The sequence below is a fragment of the Neisseria yangbaofengii genome (assembly GCF_014898075.1).
GTDB lineage: Bacteria > Pseudomonadota > Gammaproteobacteria > Burkholderiales > Neisseriaceae > Neisseria > Neisseria yangbaofengii.
The window spans coordinates 1,011,562-1,029,450 of the sequence record NZ_CP062976.1; the positions used below are offsets into that span (position 1 = coordinate 1,011,562).

The window sequence follows — 17,889 nt, forward strand, 5'->3', positions numbered from 1 at the left end:
TTTGCCTTGGCCATGTGCCAAACACACACAAAGGCATAAGCCAAACAGTAATCCTTTATATTTGAATCACATCAGAAAAGGCCGTCTGAAACGTTCAGACGGCCTCAGTGAATGGGTGTTTAGAGGTTTTGGCTGTCTAACCAACGTTCTGCATCCAAAGCTGCTTGGCAGCCGGAAGCCGCGCTGGTAATGGCTTGGCGGTAAGTATGGTCTTTCACGTCGCCGGCTGCCCATACGCCTTCGATATTGGTTGCGCCGACATTGTCTGCCGTGCCGCCTTTGGTTTGCAGATAGCCGGTGGCATCCATATCCAATTGGCCTTTGAAAATATCGGTGTTCGGTTTGTGGCCGATGGCAATAAACACGCCTTTTACGTCGATATTTTCGGTGGAGCCGTCGTTGTGTTTCAAACGTGCGCCGGTCACGCCCATATCATCGCCCAATACTTCGTCTAAGTTGGCATTCAGTTTTAGAATGATTTTGCCTTCTTCAACGCGTTTCATCAGTTTGTCGACCATGATTTTCTCGGCGCGGAAGGCATCGCGGCGGTGAATCAGGGTAACGGTTTTGGCGATGTTGGCCAAGTAAAGCGCTTCTTCGACTGCAGTATTGCCGCCGCCGACCACGGCCACGTCTTGCCCGCGGTAGAAAAAGCCGTCGCAAGTGGCGCAAGCGGATACGCCTTTACCGGCAAAGGTTTCTTCGCTCGGCAAGCCCAAGTATTTGGCGGACGCACCGGTAGCGACAATTAACGCATCGCAAGTGTATTCGCCCATGTCGCCTTTGAGCGTGAACGGACGGTTTTGCAAGTCAACGGTGTGGATTTGGTCGAAAATCATTTCCGTGCCGAAGCGTTCGGCGTGGGCTTGGAAACGCGCCATCAGTTCCGGACCTTGCACGCCTTCGGCATCGGCCGGCCAGTTGTCGACCTCGGTGGTGGTCATTAATTGACCGCCTTGTTCGACACCGGTAATAATCACCGGTTTCAGATTGGCACGTGCAGCGTAAACGGCGGCGGTGTAACCGGCAGGGCCTGAACCCAAAATAATCAGTTTGTGATGGTTGCTCATGCTGTTTCCTTTATGATTGGCATTTCAGATGGCTTATTGTACTGAAAAGGCGTGTACTTTGGAATAAATGGGGTTTTTTTACCATCTTTATAGCAATGAAATATATTAAATCGATTAGATTTTATATTTTGATATATTTTAAAATGAATAGGCCGTCTGAAAGAAAAATTTCAGACGGCCTGCCTGTTTCAATTAACGTCGGCGGCCAAAACCACGGCGGGCAGGTGCAGCGCGACGGGTATTAGACGGTGCGGCCTGTGTTTGGCGGTAGTTCGGCGTGGTAGCGGCACGGTTTTGCGCCGGTACGGAACGGGTGTTCAACTGTTGGCTGGTGCGGGCGTTCGGGCGGGCACTTTGGTAATAGCTGTTGCGCGCACGTTGGGCGACCGGGCTGTTTTGGTTATTGGCTTTGGTAAATTTATTAGCCAAAGCGTTACCGATAAATGCACCGGCGGCGGCACCAATCAGGCTTTGCAGCAGCCAGCTGCCGGTAGATTGGTCGTAAATATATTGTTGGCCGTCGGTGCCGGTCACCGGCCCGCCGTTGCCGTTGTTGGCCAAGGCTTCGGCAGGAATGGTTTCTTTAACGGCATCTTCCGCCAATTGATAAACGGTGTTGTCTTCTTGTGCGCTGGCTTGGTTATTTTGTTGGCTTAATTGTTGTTGCAACGCTTCGATTTGTTTTTGCTGTTGTTCCAATTTTGCTTGAGTATCGTCTTTGCAGGCAGCTAACGCGAAAGTCGATAATACGGCTAAGGCAATGATTTTTTTCATTTTGGCTTCCATAATAAAGATGGTGTTGTGTCTGAGCCGATTGACTCGGCAAAATCCGTCAAACAGATTATGAGCCGTAATATAGAGGAAATTCAATATTTATCAAGTCGGGTTGCGGTTTTTTACAAAGGCAAACGCGGTAATTTGGCAGCAAAAGCCAGAGTATTGGCGATTAAATTACCGTGGTTTTCCATTTCGTGTTCGGTTTCGATGATGAGCAGGTTGGACGGGCGGTTGGGGTACAGCGCCATTTGCATATCGGCCGGGGCGAAGGGTAAATTGTGTTTGAGTGCGAAGGCTTGCGCGCGTTGGTTGGCAGTTTTGAGCATAGGAGTCAGGGTGATGTCGAGATGAAAGCGGCGAACGCCCAAAACTAAAATACGGGCGGCAAAGAAATCGGCTTCTTCGGTGAACACGGCAGGGCTGGCTTGGTTGAACTGATGGCGTTCGGCAGCGATTAAAGTGGCGATGGTGCGGATATTCGGCAGCATGGATTCGCTAATCAGGTTTTCCGGGGCATCGGGCAATGTGCCGTCGCACAAGTCGCTGCGGTGGATATTGCCATCCACGATCATACGGCAGCGGTGTAATGGATTGGTTTGGGTGAAGGTGTTGGGGGCGGGTTTCATGGGTTGCTCCTTAAAGTTTGGGTGTTTTTGATTTTTGGGCGGCAACCGTTGAATCTGAAAAACAAAAATGCCGCCCGATGTCACGTGGCGGCATGTTTCGCGTTTGTTTATTTCTCTATGCTTCAGACAAGCGCAAAAAAGTACCGCACGTTGGTGTGGTACCAATAGAAATAAGCAACTGAGCGAATTTGCGTTTGCATGATGGAAAATCTGCTTCAATAAATAATTGGGCTTAGTTTAAAACAAAAAGTCGAGTAATTTCAATATCCAATTCACAAATGCGGTTAACATTTGTATAAGCTGTTGTAATCCTTCCAATTTATTTTACCTTATTGCTGTGTTTAAGCGACATTATACTGGATTTTTACTGTCAAATACGTAAAGGCCGTCTGAAAAAAAGCCGTCCGAAACATTTCAGACGGCATAAGCTACTTCAAGGTAGAGGAAAATCGATACGTTCAATCAATACACATCCCGTTGGTAGCGTTTGTCTTCACGCAATTCGTTGAGATAATCTTCCGCATCATCGCGGCTCAATCCGCCTTGCTCGGCAATCACGGCCAGCAGGGCTTCTTCGACATCGCGGGCCATGTGGGTGGCATCGCCGCACACATACACATGCGCACCTTCTTGTAACCATGCCCACACTTCGGCGGCGTTTTCAGTGATTTTATGCTGCACATACACTTTGTCTTTGCCTTGGCGGCTCCAGGCCAAATCGGCGCGGGTCAATAAGCCGTCTTTGCGGAATTGCTGCCATTCGATTTGATACAGGAAATCATCGGAAAAACGTTGGTTGCCGAAGAAGAGCCAGTTTTTGCCGCTGTCGCCGTTGGCTTCGCGCTGTTGCATAAACGAGCGGAACGGCGCCACACCTGTGCCTGCGCCAATCATGATAATCGGTGTGCCGCCATTCGCAGGCAGACGGAAATGCGGGTTGTGCTCGACAAATACTTTTATTTCTCCGCCTTCTTCCAAACGCTCGCCGATAAAGCCAGAAGCTGCTCCGGTGTAGGTTTGGCCGTGATGGTCAAAACGTACCACGCCGACGGTGAGATGCACTTCTTCGCCGACTTCATCTTGTGCCGAAGCGATGGAATACAGGCGTGGGGTTTGCGGACGGAACAGGCCGAACAAAGTTTGCGCATCCAAGGCTTTCGGATAAGTCGCCAACACGCCAACCGGCGGCGTGATGGCCAGATAAGCATCGAGTTTGTCGCTGTCGGACACAATCTCGCGCAATTCGGCGTGGTCGGTCAATACGGCATATTGCTGCAAGAATGCAGGAGCATTTTGGGTGATGTCGGCAAACTCGGTTAAGGCCGTCCGAAGGTCGGTTTCTCTGCCATCGGCAAGTTTAACCGTTTCCGAACCGCTCAATTGGGCAAGATTCAGGATTTCCTGTACGGTATCCGGCGCGTTCAACGGCCAAATGCCCAAAGCATCACCGGCTTGGTATTGAATGCCTGAGCCGCTCAAATCGATTTCGATGTGTTCGACATCTTTTTCGGCATTGCGTGCGGTAATTTTTTGACGCACGGATAAAGTGGCGGTATAAGGCTGCTCTTTGGTGTAAACCGTACCGCCGGTTGCTGCAAAAGAGATAGCCGTATTGCCTGCGGGAGCGGCAGAAGCTTGAGTAAAGAGTTCGGCCACTTTCGGCACCAGTGCATCAACCCATGCATCGGCAGCGGCTTGGAAATCCAAATCGCACACGCCTAAATCAATCAATCGGCTGCCGCCCAATCCGGCGAACCTGCGGTCGAAATCTTTGCCGGCTTGGCAGAAATTCGGATAAGAGGAATCGCCCAACCCCAATACGGCAAAGGTAAGTTTGCTCAAATCAGGCGATTTTTTGCCGAACAAGAATTTATACAGCGGTACGGCTTCTTCCGGCGGTTCGCCTTCGCCTTGGGTGGACGTTACCAGTAGTAAAATGTCTTCTTCGGGCAGGGTTTTGCTCTTGAAATCGGCCGCACCAACCAAGTGCGCGCTCACGCCTGCGGCTTCGAGTTTTTGATGCAAGGATTCGGCCACGCGGCGGGCATTGCCGGTTTGCGAAGCAGATAATACGGTAATACGGCGGGCAACGGCAGGGGCGGCAGATTCGGCGGAAAATGCGGCCGGAGCCACACCGGCACAGTTTGCCGCGCCTTGGCTTTGTGCCCAGCAATAGCCCGACAGCCAAGCCAGTTGGGTTGGCGACAGGGCGGATAAGTGCGCCGAAATTTCGGCAGGTAACGGATTGGCTTGACTCATGACGGTTCCTTTGTCGAGGCGGTGTGTTCTGGATATTGCCGGCAGCGGCCGCCGCATTTTGACTTTGTGCTGCGTATGCCTGCAACGGCAGGCATTTGAAGGCAGCGTTACTTTATACAGGCCGTCTGAAAAAGGGAAAGAATGGTTGGTTTTAATTTAATGCGTTTTCGTTATAAGTTTGCAGACGGTATACGCCATGCGGCTGTCCGAATCAGTAAGATATTCATTATTTGAATAAAATAAGAAAAGGCCGTCTGAAACGCATTCAGACGGCCTTTGAAATACAACAAATCGGTTTCAGGCAGCCCTATTAAAAACAGGCCGTCTGAAAAGATTATGCGCCGTAAACCGGATATTTACTGCACAATTCACTTACTTGCCCGCGCACTTTGGCCAAGTTGGCTTCGTCTTCCGGATTTTCCAATACGTCGGCTACCAAGTTGGCCAATACGCGGGCATCGGCTTCTTGGAAACCGCGGGTGGTTATGGCGGCAGAGCCAATGCGGATGCCCGAAGTCACGAATGGTTTTTCAGGGTCGTTCGGGATGGCGTTTTTGTTCACGGTGATGTGCGCGTTGCCCAAAGCGGCTTCAGCGGCTTTACCGGTGATTTTCATCGGTTGCAGGTCAACCAAGAAAACATGGCTTTCGGTGCGGCCGGAAACGATGCGCAAACCGCGTTTTACCAATTCTTCCGCCATTGCCGCAGCGTTGATTTTCACTTGTTTGGCGTATTCTTTAAATTCAGGTTGCAGCGCTTCTTTGAAGGCCACGGCTTTGGCCGCGATAACGTGCATCAGAGGGCCGCCTTGCAGGCTTGGGAAAATGGCCGAATTTAAGGCTTTGGCGTGGTCTTCGTTGCGGGACAAAATCACACCGCCGCGAGGGCCGCGCAAGGTTTTGTGGGTGGTGGTGGTCACGAAATCGGCAAAAGGTACCGGATTCGGGTATTCGCCGCCTGCCACCAAACCGGCATAGTGTGCCATATCGACAAACAGATATGCGCCCACTTTATCGGCGATTTCGCGGAACTTCGCCCAGTCGATTTCCAAAGCGTAGGCAGATGCGCCGGCCACGATCATTTTTGGTTTGTGTTCCAAAGCCAAGCGTTCGACTTCGGCGTAATCCAATACTTCGTTTTCATCCAAGCCGTAGGTCACGGCGTTGTAGAGTTTGCCGGAAATGTTCACGCTGGCGCCGTGGGTCAAGTGGCCGCCGTGAGCCAGGCTCATGCCCAAAATGGTGTCGCCCGGTTGCAATACGGAAGCGTAAACCGCTTGGTTGGCTTGCGAACCGGAGTGCGGCTGCACGTTGGCATAAGCCGCACCGAACAACTCTTTCACGCGGTCGATGGCCAATTGCTCGGCCGCATCAACGTGTTCGCAACCGCCGTAGTAACGTTTGCTTGGGTAGCCTTCGGCGTATTTATTGGTCAATTGTGAGCCTTGGGCTTCCATAACGGCGCAGCTGACGTAGTTTTCAGAGGCAATCAGCTCAACGTGGTCTTGTTGGCGCTGCACTTCCAAATCCATGGCGGCGGCTAATTCCGGGTCGTATTGTGCGAGGGTCACGCTTTTTGAAAACATGGGCTTATCCTTTGTGGTGTGATGGTCGTGAAGGAGGGAAATGGTGTTGCAGACAAAAATAAACCGGATAATGTACCAAATTGGCTGGAATTGTCAACAATTTTAGGCATTCATTGGAAAATATTATTAAGGCCGTCTGAACGTTAGCGGTCGAATATATCTTCCTGCTTTAAATAAAAATCGATTTTGCCGATGAGTTGTTCCAAGTCATATTCGGCCTGTGCCGCTTGCAGGTTCTTGGCCAAGTCTTCCAGAGCCAACATCTGCAAGCGTTTTTCTTCCAAGCGGCGGGCTTCTTCGCTGAAGATTTTCACGTTATCAGGCAGTTCAAACGCCACGTCATTGCCGTTAATCGGGTAAAAGGCTTCATCGTAAATGTTAAATTCGCCGCTTAATTGGGGAGCACGGTCGTAATCGGCATCGTTGGCCGGCATCCAGTAAGGGCGGTCGGCAAACAATACAAACTGCCCGCCCGCACCGAAAACGGCACGGATTTTAGTCATGCTGGCCGCCGCCCAGCCAGCCTTGTTGGAAAATCAACGGCTCGTTTTTCGGCTTAGTGCTGCTGTAATAGCGGGCGAATTTTTCGCGGTAAGGCAGTTTTTCGCGCGCTTCGCCGAATTCAGTCATGGTTTGCTCGTAGGCTTCGAGGCCGTCTGAAAGCGTTTGGTCGTCGGGATAGCGGTTTTCGGCGTAAACGGTGTGTTCCGGCAAACGCGGTTTGACGCGCATTTCGATATCGGGCGTGCCGATGCACAGGCCGAATAATGGGAAGGTGTTTTTCGGCAGATTCAATAATTCGATGATGTGCGCCGCAATCATGCGGATGCCGCCGATGTAGCAAGTGCCGTAGCCCAGGCTTTCGGCAGCGACAACGGCATTTTGTGCCGCCAGCGAGGTATCTGTGACGGCGGTAATCAAGTTGTCGGAATGAGGGGCGGCGGCAAACGTGCCGTCACAGGCTTGTGAACACAATTCGCTGCGGTGTAAATCGGCGATAAAAATCAAAAATGTGCTGCAGGTGCCGACTTGCGGGTTGGCCGGTTGAAGGGCGGCGATTTGGCTGCGTAGGGTTTCATCTGTGATATTGATGATGGTGTAGTGTTGGCCGTTCATCCACGAAGCCGCTTGGCGCGCGCAATCGATGATGTTCTGCACGTCTTCCTCAGGCATGGCGATGCCGGTTTTGAAGTGGCGGAATGCGCGGTGGTTTTTCATGGTTTTGATGGTGTGATTCATGATTTTGTCCTTGCGGTTGCATGTTTTAATGATTGTAGGGCGGTGTTTTTACGGCGTCCAGGGGAAAGGCTGTTCCTTGGTAAAAAGAATTTGATTTAAAGCAGGTTGCAACCGTAAAAAAGCTGGCTAAAAATATTGCCTTTGCTATAATGTAATCAAGAAATCGACAACACGACACAGGTTTTACCGTGTTATTTTTACTTTGATTTGAAAAAAGAGAGGAAAACAGATATGTTCCCGGAATATCGCGAATTGATTTCTAAATTAAAACAAGAAGACGCACACTTCGCCCGCTTGTTTGACGAGCATAACGAATTGGACGACAAAATCACCGGCTTGGTCAATAATCCGGTAACTGCAGGTTCGGACGATATTGAAGAACTGAAAAAAGAAAAACTGGCATTGAAAGACCGTTTGTACGAAATCCTGTTAAAAGCCGACGGTAAGGCTTAAGCAGCAATATAAAAGGCCGTCTGAAACGAATAAGTTTCAGACGGCCTTTCTTGTTATACCCAATCTGCCAAATCTTCTGCATCAATATCCCACGACCAAATGCCGTTTTCCGGACCGTCCATGCCGCGCAAGAAAAGATAGCGCACGGCAATTTGTGGCAAAGCAAGTCCACGCAATTTGAAATAGCGGCCGACGGCAATGGCGTAAATCAGGGCTTGCAGGTAATAGTGGTGTTCACCCACGGCTTCATTCATGGCTTGCAGGGTGTAGGCTGCTGTGCTGCCGCCCAAGTAATTGGATTTGTAGTCAATCACGCAGACTTGGCCGTCTGAAGCGATGCAGGTCATGTCGATAAAGCCGGTGAGATAGCCTTGCACATCTTGAAAATCCAGCCTTTGCGCCGCTTCAATGCATTCCGGCGGCAAGCCCAAATGCGGCCGGGCAAACCATGCGCGTAATGCGGCAAGGTTGAAATCTTGCATATACAAGGTGAAGCCCATTTCGGGTAAACGCTCGTCCGCCGGAATGTCCGACAAGGTGTCTTTGCCTGAAACCGGTGTTTCGCGGCAACAATCCAACAGAGCCATCACGGCAGGCAGCCATTTGTCTTCAAAGCCGTATCGGGTTAAGGTTTCCAAAATCTGTTTGCTTTGTTCGGCGGCAGGGCTCTGGAAATCAAGGTTTTCCAGCATATCGTGCAGGCACAAACCGGCATTTGTGCCGCGCGGAAAATGATGGATGCTCAATTCGTTATCATCGCTTTCTTCAATCACGTTTTCAGACGGCCTGATGTTGCTTTCTGCGGCATCCAAGCCCGGTTGCAATTCTTCGTGTTCGCTGTCGTACGCTTTGACGCGGCGGCTCAAGCCGGTGAAGCTGGTGTGGCGGATGTATTCGAAATCGCGCGGCGGAATGTCGGCGGCCTGATATTGCACATCGGTTTGTTGGCCTGAATGATAAGCGGCGGAGAGGGGCGTATCTTCCGTGAATGTAAAGTCGGTATTTTCGTTTTCGGCCTGACCGTCGATAAATGTTATCCAATTGTTTTTAAGCATGGCCATTTCTGCGACGCCTTTTCCGGCTTTGCGTTCGCTTTCATAAGCAGCTTGGACGGCTTCGCGCGTGCTGTCGGCACGGCCTTCAAGCAAGTAGGCGAAAGTGTTGTCGTCGGTGTCTTGGCAATAGGCAGCGTAGATATTCAATTGTTCTTCGGCGCGGGTAAGGGCAACATAGAGCAGGCGCAGACGTTCCGCCATTTCTTCGTCAGCCAATTGGGTGCGGTCGTCATTATCCAGCTGATGCTTGGCCAGCAATTCACTTTCGCCGCCATCTCGGTGCAGAATCTGCCAATCGTGTGCTTTATTGTCTTGCGCATCCCATACAAAGGGGCAATACACCAGTGGATATTGCAAACCTTTGGCAGCGTGCATGGTCACGATTTTGACCAAGGCGTCATCGCTTTCCAAGCGCAAAACATTGCTTTCGCTTTTGTCACCGTTTTCCGCCAGATCAATTTGCGCCAACAGCCATTGATGCAGCAATGCCGGGCTGCGGTTTTGCTCGTTTTCTTCGGATAAGCGTTCCAGCAATTGATGATAATTGGTCAGGCTGCGGTCGTTGCCGTCTGAAAGAAGTCGGGTTTCGATGCCGTGTTTTGCAGAAAAATACTGCATGGCGGTGTAAATGCCTTTTTGCTGCCATTGCCGGGCGGCGTGTTCGGCGGACTCAATCCACGCCAACAGGTCGGCTTCGCTTTGGTTGAGTGCGTAAAGTGCATCGGCATCGTAGCCGAACAGCACGCTGCTTAAGGCAAAACGCAGTGATTCGGTGCGGTGCGGATTGAGCCAGAAATCCAATAGAGCTGCCAAGCCTTGCGCTTCGGGCGAGGCGAACACGGATTCCCGGTGCAGTAATACGCTTTGGATGCGGCGTGATTTCAAAGCTTGCGCAATCATGCTGCCTTCGTTGTGGGTGCGTACCAATACGGCAATGTTGCCCTGTTCCAACGGCTGCCCTTTGAAATTCAGACGGCCTTCCGCCGCTTCGTTTAAGGCAAAAGCGATTTCATCGGCGCAATATCCGGCGGCACGTTTGCGCAAGGCATCTTTGTTCAGCGGCTCGGTTTCGTCGCCGTGCAGCCAACGTACCTGAACAGCAGGGCGGCTTGGTGACAAACGGCTTTCTTCACGCGCCGCACCGACCGGGTTGTAATCAATATTTTCCAACACAAACGGGCGGTTTTTACATCGGAACAGCGCTCCAATGCCGTTAATCAGCTTGGCATGGCTGCGGAAATTGGTTGCCAGCGTGTAATGCTGTTGCGCATCTTCCGCCGCCTGCAGATAGGCATAAATGTCGGCACCGCGGAAACTGTAAATCGCCTGCTTGGGGTCGCCGACTAGAAACAACGGCTTGTTTTGGCGGATAAAAATCTCACTGAAAATCCGGTATTGCAGCGGGTCGGTGTCTTGGAATTCGTCAATCAGGGCGACTTGCCAAGTAGATGCTACCGCTTCGGCCAAGGCTTGGGCGTGCGGATTGGCCGGTTGCAGCGCGTCGGACACATCTAACAACAAATCGTCAAACGTGCGTTCGCGGCGGGATTTTTTCTGTTCGGCCAAGGCTTGGTCGATATAGTCCAGCAGGTCGAGTTTGAGCAGGGTAAGGGCGTTTTCTTCTTCTGCGGCGGCTTGGGTCAAATCGCGCCCGAGATTGGCCAGCATCTGCAAATCAGCCAGGGCGGCGGCATCAAGGCTTTGGCCTTTTTTGGCTTTGCCGCCCAACACGTCTGCACCGAACATCGGCAATTTGTCGTGATTTTTCGGCAGATAATCTTGTTCGGCAGCGTGTTTGAGCCGGTTGAACAATTCTTGGAAAGTGTCGGTTCGGTAGCTGTTGCCGTTCAGATTGGGGTGAATCCGCCAAAAAGTTTCTTCCAGTTTGGGCAGATTGGCTTTGACGTCCGCCCATGTCCGGGCAGCGTTTTGCTGCGATTCGGCCAAAAGGCTTTCGGGCCGTCTGAAACGCAAATACGGGCGGCAGGTAAAGCTTTGCATCTCGGCCAACATGTTTTGCGGCGTGTATTGGTGTTTGAAAACCAGCTTGGCCAATTGCGGGTTATTGCTCACGCGCTTACGCCAAAAATCCTGTGCAGGCACCAGCAAACGCTCGCGGCTGTCGTCGGTAAGCTCGACATCAAATTGCGTTTGGCACAAAAAGGCGAAATCACGCAGCACACGCTGGCAAAAGCCGTGAATGGTGTAAATCGAAGCATTGTCGAAATCGCCGACGGCGGCTTTCAGGCGCACGATTAAGCGTGCTTGGCTTTCTTGTTCTAACGCTTTTTGCAGCAAGCCTTTGAGAAACACATCTCCGGGGTGTTCGCGTTCGCAATATTGGTTGAGGCCGTCTGAATCTCCGGCAGCATTGTCCACGCTTTCCAAGGCTTGCAACACTTCGTCCAAGCGCGCGCGCAGACGGGTTTTGAGCTCGGCGGTGGCGGCTTTGGTGAAGGTCACTACCAACACTTTATCTACCGGCATTTTTTCCAACACAATCAAACGGGTAAACAGGGCGGCGATGCCGTAAGTTTTGCCGGTGCCGGCGGATGCTTCAATCAGGTTGGTGCCTCGGATGGGAATCGACAGCGGCGCAAAAGCGTGAACGGAACGGGACATAATCGCAAAAGGCTTGAATGAAAAAGAATGTGCTTATCATAACAGAGGCCGTCTGAAAACTCATGGACTTTCAGACGGCCTTTAAATATCAAATTGCCGGTTAAAGGTTTTGCAAACGCTCAACCGACGGCGCGAAATAATACGCACCGGAAACAGCAGTCGTAATATGTTTCAGCAGCAAATCGACTTTGCCGTCGGTTTCGCCGAACATGCTCGATAATTGCGCTTCGATGTTGTGCAGCGTGTGGCAATAGGCGAGGAACATCAAGCCGTGTTCGCCGGTGATTTTGCCATAGGGCAGGCTGCGGCGCACGATTTTCAGGCCGATGCCGTTTTCTTTCAAGTCTACGCGGCCTAAGTGCGAATCGGCCAACCGAACGCTTTTATCCAGCTCTTCATCGGTTTCCTTGCTGCGGCCGATGTAGCTTTCTTGGTGCGGCACATCGACTTTACCCCAGCGTTTCAAATCGTGGCGGTATTTTTGTAGCAACACATAGCTGCCGCCCGCATCGGCTTGGCCTTCAGGAATAATGCCCGCTTCGTAAATGGCTTGGCCTTGCGGGTTTTCCGTACCGTCGACAAAGCCGTCCAAACCGCGCTCTTGATACAGGCGGTAGCCGTGTTCTTCGGTGACGATGGTTAAGCTGTCGCCGAAGGTTTCCAATACGTTTTGCGCCAAAGCCAAAGCCGCATCTTGTTGCAGCGATTGAATGTGAATCAAAACGTCTTGCTGCGTGGCCGGTGCCAAGCCGTTGCCCAAAGGGGTAAACGGTTTGATTTCACTGCCTTCGCCGGCATGGCCGAAAATGCGCCAGGCTTTGCTGCCAAAGGCGATGACCAAGCCCAAATCGGCTTGCGGAAACTTGGCCTGCAAAGCCTGAAGACGGGCAACGCTGTCGCGGCAAGCGGCTTTGACGGCATCGATTTGGCCGATGCGGATGCCGGCTTCGATAAACACGCCCGATTTGGCGTGGTCGGAGATAATGGCGGTTTGCGGATTCATGGTTTTCTTCCAAATATCAGTTTCATCGGGCAATATTATAACGCAATTCATCTAGGCGGTTTACAGTTGTTTGTGTTCAGACGGCCTTTGTTGACACGGCTTTATGCTAGAATGTGCGCCTTATTTTTAGACAGGTTTACTCATGCGCATCGGTTTTTTTATTATTGTGTTGGTGTTGATGCAGCTCTTTACCTTTGGTTTGGGGTGCTCGCTGCAATGGCTGCTGGCACCGTTTATCGCCAAACACGGCCGTCGCCGGCTGATGGGTTTGGCCTATTTTATTACCAATAGTCTGATTGTCGGCCTGTTGCTGAAAGTCGATCACGCTATTTTCCGCGTGACGGCGTTTTGGATGGTGTTGCTGCTGTTTGTGATGTATTCGGCACTGGCAACGTTTATCCTGTATTTATTGCTGCGCAAATTTATGGCACAGCCGCCTTTATCGCGTAGCTTGCGATTGTTTGCACCACTGTTTCTCGTGTTCTTGACTGTTTTATCGGTGTACAACGCCTATACGCCTGTTGTGCGCCGTCAAAGCATTACCATCAATAAGAAACTAGACCGCCCGCTGCGCATCGGTTTGGCCAGCGACACTCATTTGGGCTTGCTGATGGGCACCAAACAATTGGACAAACTCGCCGCCATCATGCAGCGGGAAAAAGTCGATTTGATTTTGCTGCCGGGTGATTTGATGGATGACGATACCGAAGTGTATGTCGCCAAAAACATGCGGCCGCATTTGGCCAAGCTGACCGCGCCTTTAGGTGTGTATGCCACGCTGGGCAATCATGATTTGTTCGGTCATCAAAACGAAATTTATGCCGAATTGGAAAAAGCCGGCATCCGCGTGCTGGTGAACGAGACCATCGAATCGCATGGTTTGCTGCTGGTCGGCCGTAACGATGATATGGACAAATCGCGTCCGTCCACCGAGCAGCTATTGCAAGGCCACAACACCAATCTGCCGGTTTTGCTGCTGGATCACAGGCCGTCTGAAATTGATTTGCACGCTAAATTACCGGTGGATATCCAAGTGTCCGGCCATGTGCACAACGGCCAAGTGGCGCCGGCCAACTTAATTGTGCAAACCATCAACCGCGTGGCCTACGGCTATGAAGCCATCGGCAACGGCCATTATTTTGTGACATCGGGCTACGGCTTCTGGGGCATCCCCATGCGCTTGGGTTCTCAAGCGGAAGTGTGGATTATTGATGTGAAGGGTAAATAGGTTTGATCATTTAAAAAAAGCCGTCCGGAAAATCCAGACGGCTTTTTTATATTTTTTAAGCCATTTTCAAGCGGTAGAGAAATGTGGTTTCCTGCGAGCGGGCAAAAGCAAGCGGATCATCGGGATTGGCGGCTTTGCCGTGTTCCGGTTTGATATGCAGCATATCGATGATTTCCAGTGAGGCCGTCTGAAACCATGAGCGTAATTCATCGGGCCGGCGCAAACGTAAATGCTCGGCCAAGTCGGAAATAATCAACCATGCTTCGCCGTTGTCGTTCAGGTGTTTGCCGACGCCGTTGAGAAAAGCCTTGAGCATGCCGTGATCGGGGTCGTATAGGGCGGTTTCGATGGGCGAGGTAGGTTTGGCGGGCAGCCAGGGCGGATTGCAGACGATTAAATCGGCACGCCCTTCGGGGAACAGGTTTGCTGTTTGAATTTCAACTTGCTTTTCATAGCCGAGATTGCTGATATTTTTTGTAGCGCAACCGATGGCTTGCGGGTTGTTGTCGGTGGCGGTGATGCGGGCAATGCCGCGCTTGGCCAACAGGGCGGCGATGACACCCGAGCCTGTGCCGATGTCAAAGGCCGTCTGAAAGTTTGAATCGAGCGGTGCCGTGGCGATTAAGTCCAGATATTCGCCGCGTAAAGGCGAAAACACACCAAAGGGCACATGGATTTTACCGCCTAAGGCTTCGAGATGAATGCCTTTTTTGTGCCATTCGTGCGCACCGATAAAGCCAAGCAACTGATTTAACGGCAATAAAAAGGCACGTTCATTTTCTTCGCCGAACACGTCCAAAAGTGCGGAACGGATATTGGGCGCACGGGGAATATTCAGCGTAAATCCTGCGCTGATCTCCACTGCCAACATGTTTAACACGCGGCTTTGCTGCGCCTGCCGCATGCGATGGGTATGAAAGGCCGTCTGAACATCAACAGGCGTTTGCTTAGATTTGGCCGGTTTGCGCACACGCTTTTTCATGGCAGCCAACACCTGCTTGGCTTGGTGAAAATCGCCTGTCCAAACCGTGGCGGTGTGTCCGTAGGCGGCTTTTAATACCGTGTCGGTGTTAGCGTCGTGCAGATAAACTGCTTTTTGTGGCGGCTTTTGCGTACTTTGGTTGCGCCATTCGATTTCGGTATGTTGAGAAGTGGGAATCAGCGAATTCATGGGAAATCACATATTTGCAGAGGCTTGAGAGTGTACTATATTTTTCAGACGGCCTCATTAATAACGATTAAATTGGACAATATGTATAAAAAATAAGCCGTGCAAAATATTTATGAGATTTTTAGTAAAAAAATTATTGTCGTTTTGTCTAATTTGCGTATAATACTTTCTAACTCAACTAAAAAATTTCCAAAGTTTTAGACAAGGAACACTATGCAACTGGACATTGACCGCTTGGTCGCTTATTTCGGCGGCGTCAACGCCTTGGCGGAAGCATTGCAGCAGCACGACCCTGAAAATGCGGCAACCACGGCAGCCATCTATAAATGGCGTACCCGCGGCTCTTTGCCTTTGGCGCAGCTGCAAAAATTGACTGCTTTGGCGGAAGCGCAGGGCAGACCGATTGATTTAAATGCGTTTTTACACAACCAAAACGCTCTGGAGAGAAGCGAAATGACACAAACAAACCGCGTTATTATTTTTGATACCACCCTGCGCGACGGCGAACAGTCGCCGGGTGCCGCTATGACCAAAGAAGAAAAAATCCGCATTGCCCGCCAGTTGGAAAAAATGGGCGTTGATGTCATTGAGGCAGGTTTTGCCGCCGCCAGCCCGGGCGATTTTGATGCGGTTCATTCGATTGCCAAAATTATTACCAAATCCACTGTCTGCTCGCTGTCGCGTGCGGTAGAACGGGATATCCGCCAAGCCGGCGAAGCGGTTGCGCCTGCGCCGAAAAAACGGATTCACACCTTTATCGCCACGAGCCCGATTCACATGGAATACAAGCTGAAAATGAAGCCGAAACAAGTGGTTGAGGCAGCGGTAAAAGCAGTGAAAATCGCCAAAGAATATACTGATGACGTAGAATTTTCCTGCGAAGACGCATTGCGTTCCGAAATCGACTTTTTGGCAGAAATCTGCGGTGCGGTGATTGAAGCCGGCGCAACCACCATCAATATTCCCGATACCGTCGGCTATTCGATTCCGTATAAAACCGAAGAATTTTTCCGCGAACTGATTGCCAAAACGCCGAACAGCGGCAAAGTCGTGTGGTCGGCACACTGTCATAACGACTTGGGCTTGGCTGTGGCCAATTCGCTGTCGGCACTCAAAGGCGGCGCACGCCAAGTGGAATGTACCGTTAACGGTTTGGGTGAGCGTGCAGGTAATGCCTCGGTTGAAGAAATCGTGATGGCATTGAAAGTGCGCAACGATTTGTTCGGCTTGGAAACCGGAATCGACACCACCCAAATCGTGCCGTCTTCCAAACTGGTATCCACCGTTACCGGCTATCCGGTGCAGCCGAACAAAGCCATTGTCGGCGCCAATGCCTTTGCCCACGAATCCGGCATTCATCAGGACGGCGTGTTGAAACACCGGGAAACTTATGAAATTATGTCTGCCGAATCAGTAGGTTGGGCGACCAACCGCCTGAGCTTGGGCAAACTTTCCGGCCGCAATGCCTTTAAAACCAAATTGCAGGAATTGGGTATCGAACTGGAAAGCGAAGAAGCCCTTAACGCCGCATTTGCCCGCTTTAAAGAGCTGGCCGACAAAAAACGTGAAATTTTCGATGAAGATTTGCACGCTTTGGTATCCGATGAAATGACTTTGGCAACCGAGCAGTACAAATTTATTTCGCAAAAAATCCACACCGAAACCGGCGAACTGCCGACTGCCGAAATCGTGTTCAGCGTGAATGGCAGCGAACACCGCGCGACAGCCAACGGTTCAGGCCCTGTTGATGCGATTTTCAAAGCCATCGAAAGCGTGGCGCAAAGCGGCGCAACCCTGCAACTTTATTCGGTAAACGCCGTGACCCAAGGTACGGAAAGCCAAGGCGAAACCTCCGTCCGACTGCAACGCGGCGACCGTGTGGTGAATGGCCAAGGCGCAGATACCGATGTTTTGGTTGCTACCGCCAAAGCCTACCTTTCTGCGTTGAGCAAACTGGAATTCGGTCAGGCCAAACAAAAAGCCCAAGGCAGCGGCTTGATTTGAGTTAGTACATAAATAGGCCGTCTGAAAAGCAGAAATGTTTTTCAGACGGCCTTTCTTTTGCCTAATTTAAAAGCTCATCGGCACTTCTATCAGCAAGATTTCGCTGTCGCCGATGGATTCGATGGTAAAGCTGACGGTTTCCCAAATTCCCAAGCCGCCACGTTTTGCCAATTTTTGGCACGACCTTTGATCACAAAAGCGTAAACACCATTATCGGACTGTTTGAGTTGATAGGTTTTATTCATGCCATCTGAAAATTTAGCCGGCGAGAACCAGGCATCTTGGTGTATCCATACGCCTTTATTTGTCGGGATTAGGTAAAGGAATTTGCTGAAAATCTTGATGCGCAATGTCGCTTGCCAGCGTGATTTGTTAATAGCGCGGGGTAACATTTTTCTCGCACGGAAATACCCAAATTTGCAGGAATTTGACATCTTGATCGGGATTGGGGTTCATTTCGCTGCGGGTTACGCCGGTTTAGGCGGACATCACTTGAATGTCGTCGCCGCGAATAACGCTGGCTTTACCCATGCTGTCGCGGTGTGCCAAATCACCGGATAATGAATCGAGATAATTTCCATATTGTGATGCGGATGCGTACCGAACCCCATACCGGCGGTAACATGGTCGTCGTTGATTACGCGCAAGGCACCGAAGTTTGTCTGCTGGGGATTGTGATAGTCGGCAAAGAGGTATGACGGCTGTGCAGCCGGCCGTGGTGGACTTCTCCGCGTGTATTGGCGGCATGGTAAAAGGTTTTTATGCAGTATTTTCTGTCAGGGAGTAATCGGCATTTT

General features: G+C 51.0%; 14 protein-coding genes and 1 pseudogene. 3 read left to right on the forward strand and 12 right to left on the reverse strand.

Features of this window, described 5'->3' with window-relative positions:
• Positions 1-119: 119 nt before the first annotated feature.
• The 7 genes from trxB to H4O27_RS04870 form a co-directional block, all read right to left on the reverse strand.
• Positions 120-1,070 (reverse strand): thioredoxin-disulfide reductase, encoded by a 951-nt coding sequence (trxB, locus tag H4O27_RS04840; RefSeq protein WP_165007943.1) that lies wholly within the window; start codon positions 1,068-1,070, stop codon positions 120-122.
• Positions 1,071-1,262: 192 nt separating this feature from the next.
• Positions 1,263-1,844 (reverse strand): hypothetical protein, encoded by a 582-nt coding sequence (locus H4O27_RS04845; RefSeq protein WP_165007945.1) that lies wholly within the window; start codon positions 1,842-1,844, stop codon positions 1,263-1,265.
• A gap of 122 nt (positions 1,845-1,966) precedes the next feature.
• On the reverse strand, positions 1,967-2,473 hold the full coding sequence (locus tag H4O27_RS04850; protein ID WP_165007947.1) for a hypothetical protein: 507 nt from the start codon (positions 2,471-2,473) through the stop codon (positions 1,967-1,969).
• A gap of 462 nt (positions 2,474-2,935) precedes the next feature.
• Positions 2,936-4,732 carry an assimilatory sulfite reductase (NADPH) flavoprotein subunit gene (locus tag H4O27_RS04855; RefSeq protein WP_165007949.1) on the reverse strand — a complete coding sequence of 599 codons (1,797 nt, stop codon included), beginning with the start codon at positions 4,730-4,732 and terminating at the stop codon, positions 2,936-2,938.
• Between the two features lie 334 nt (positions 4,733-5,066).
• Positions 5,067-6,317: a serine hydroxymethyltransferase gene (gene glyA, locus H4O27_RS04860; protein ID WP_165007951.1), complete on the reverse strand. Its 1,251-nt coding sequence runs from the start codon at positions 6,315-6,317 to the stop codon at positions 5,067-5,069.
• Positions 6,318-6,460: 143 nt separating this feature from the next.
• A complete protein-coding gene (locus H4O27_RS04865; protein WP_165007953.1) occupies positions 6,461-6,820 on the reverse strand; it encodes a hypothetical protein in 360 nt (119 codons plus the stop codon).
• Entirely contained in the window at positions 6,813-7,556 is a 744-nt protein-coding gene (locus H4O27_RS04870; protein ID WP_165007956.1) for a nitroreductase family protein, read from the reverse strand. Before H4O27_RS04870 ends, H4O27_RS04865 begins: the two co-directional genes overlap by 8 nt.
• 231 nt (positions 7,557-7,787) lie before the next feature.
• Between H4O27_RS04870 and H4O27_RS04875 the strand changes: the two genes are divergently transcribed.
• Entirely contained in the window at positions 7,788-8,009 is a 222-nt protein-coding gene (locus H4O27_RS04875; protein ID WP_165007958.1) for an HP1242/YdcH family protein, read from the forward strand.
• 53 nt (positions 8,010-8,062) lie between these two features.
• Here H4O27_RS04875 and recB read toward each other — a convergent pair whose 3' ends face one another.
• Both recB and H4O27_RS04885 read right to left on the reverse strand, forming a co-directional pair.
• Positions 8,063-11,686 carry an exodeoxyribonuclease V subunit beta gene (recB, locus tag H4O27_RS04880; RefSeq protein WP_165007960.1) on the reverse strand — a complete coding sequence of 1,208 codons (3,624 nt, stop codon included), beginning with the start codon at positions 11,684-11,686 and terminating at the stop codon, positions 8,063-8,065.
• A gap of 100 nt (positions 11,687-11,786) precedes the next feature.
• A complete protein-coding gene (locus tag H4O27_RS04885; protein WP_308806043.1) occupies positions 11,787-12,740 on the reverse strand; it encodes a Dyp-type peroxidase in 954 nt (317 codons plus the stop codon).
• A gap of 91 nt (positions 12,741-12,831) precedes the next feature.
• Here H4O27_RS04885 and H4O27_RS04890 point away from each other — a divergent pair, with 91 nt between their 5' ends.
• The gene (locus H4O27_RS04890) at positions 12,832-13,917 is read left to right on the forward strand and encodes a metallophosphoesterase (protein ID WP_165007964.1); all 1,086 of its coding nucleotides are present in this window, start codon (positions 12,832-12,834) and stop codon (positions 13,915-13,917) included.
• Between the two features lie 55 nt (positions 13,918-13,972).
• Here H4O27_RS04890 and H4O27_RS04895 read toward each other — a convergent pair whose 3' ends face one another.
• Positions 13,973-15,088: a methyltransferase gene (locus H4O27_RS04895; protein ID WP_165007966.1), complete on the reverse strand. Its 1,116-nt coding sequence runs from the start codon at positions 15,086-15,088 to the stop codon at positions 13,973-13,975.
• A 213-nt stretch (positions 15,089-15,301) separates the two neighbouring features.
• Between H4O27_RS04895 and H4O27_RS04900 the strand changes: the two genes are divergently transcribed.
• Positions 15,302-17,092 (forward strand): 2-isopropylmalate synthase, encoded by a 1,791-nt coding sequence (locus H4O27_RS04900; RefSeq protein ID WP_165007968.1) that lies wholly within the window; start codon positions 15,302-15,304, stop codon positions 17,090-17,092.
• Positions 17,093-17,325: 233 nt separating this feature from the next.
• Here the strand turns inward: H4O27_RS04900 and H4O27_RS13445 are convergent.
• Positions 17,326-17,526 (reverse strand): annotated as a pseudogene (locus tag H4O27_RS13445) (hypothetical protein); the annotation flags it as partial.
• A gap of 54 nt (positions 17,527-17,580) precedes the next feature.
• The gene (locus tag H4O27_RS13345; RefSeq protein ID WP_308806047.1) at positions 17,581-17,862 is read right to left on the reverse strand and encodes a pirin family protein; all 282 of its coding nucleotides are present in this window, start codon (positions 17,860-17,862) and stop codon (positions 17,581-17,583) included.
• Between the last annotated feature and the right edge of the window lie 27 nt (positions 17,863-17,889).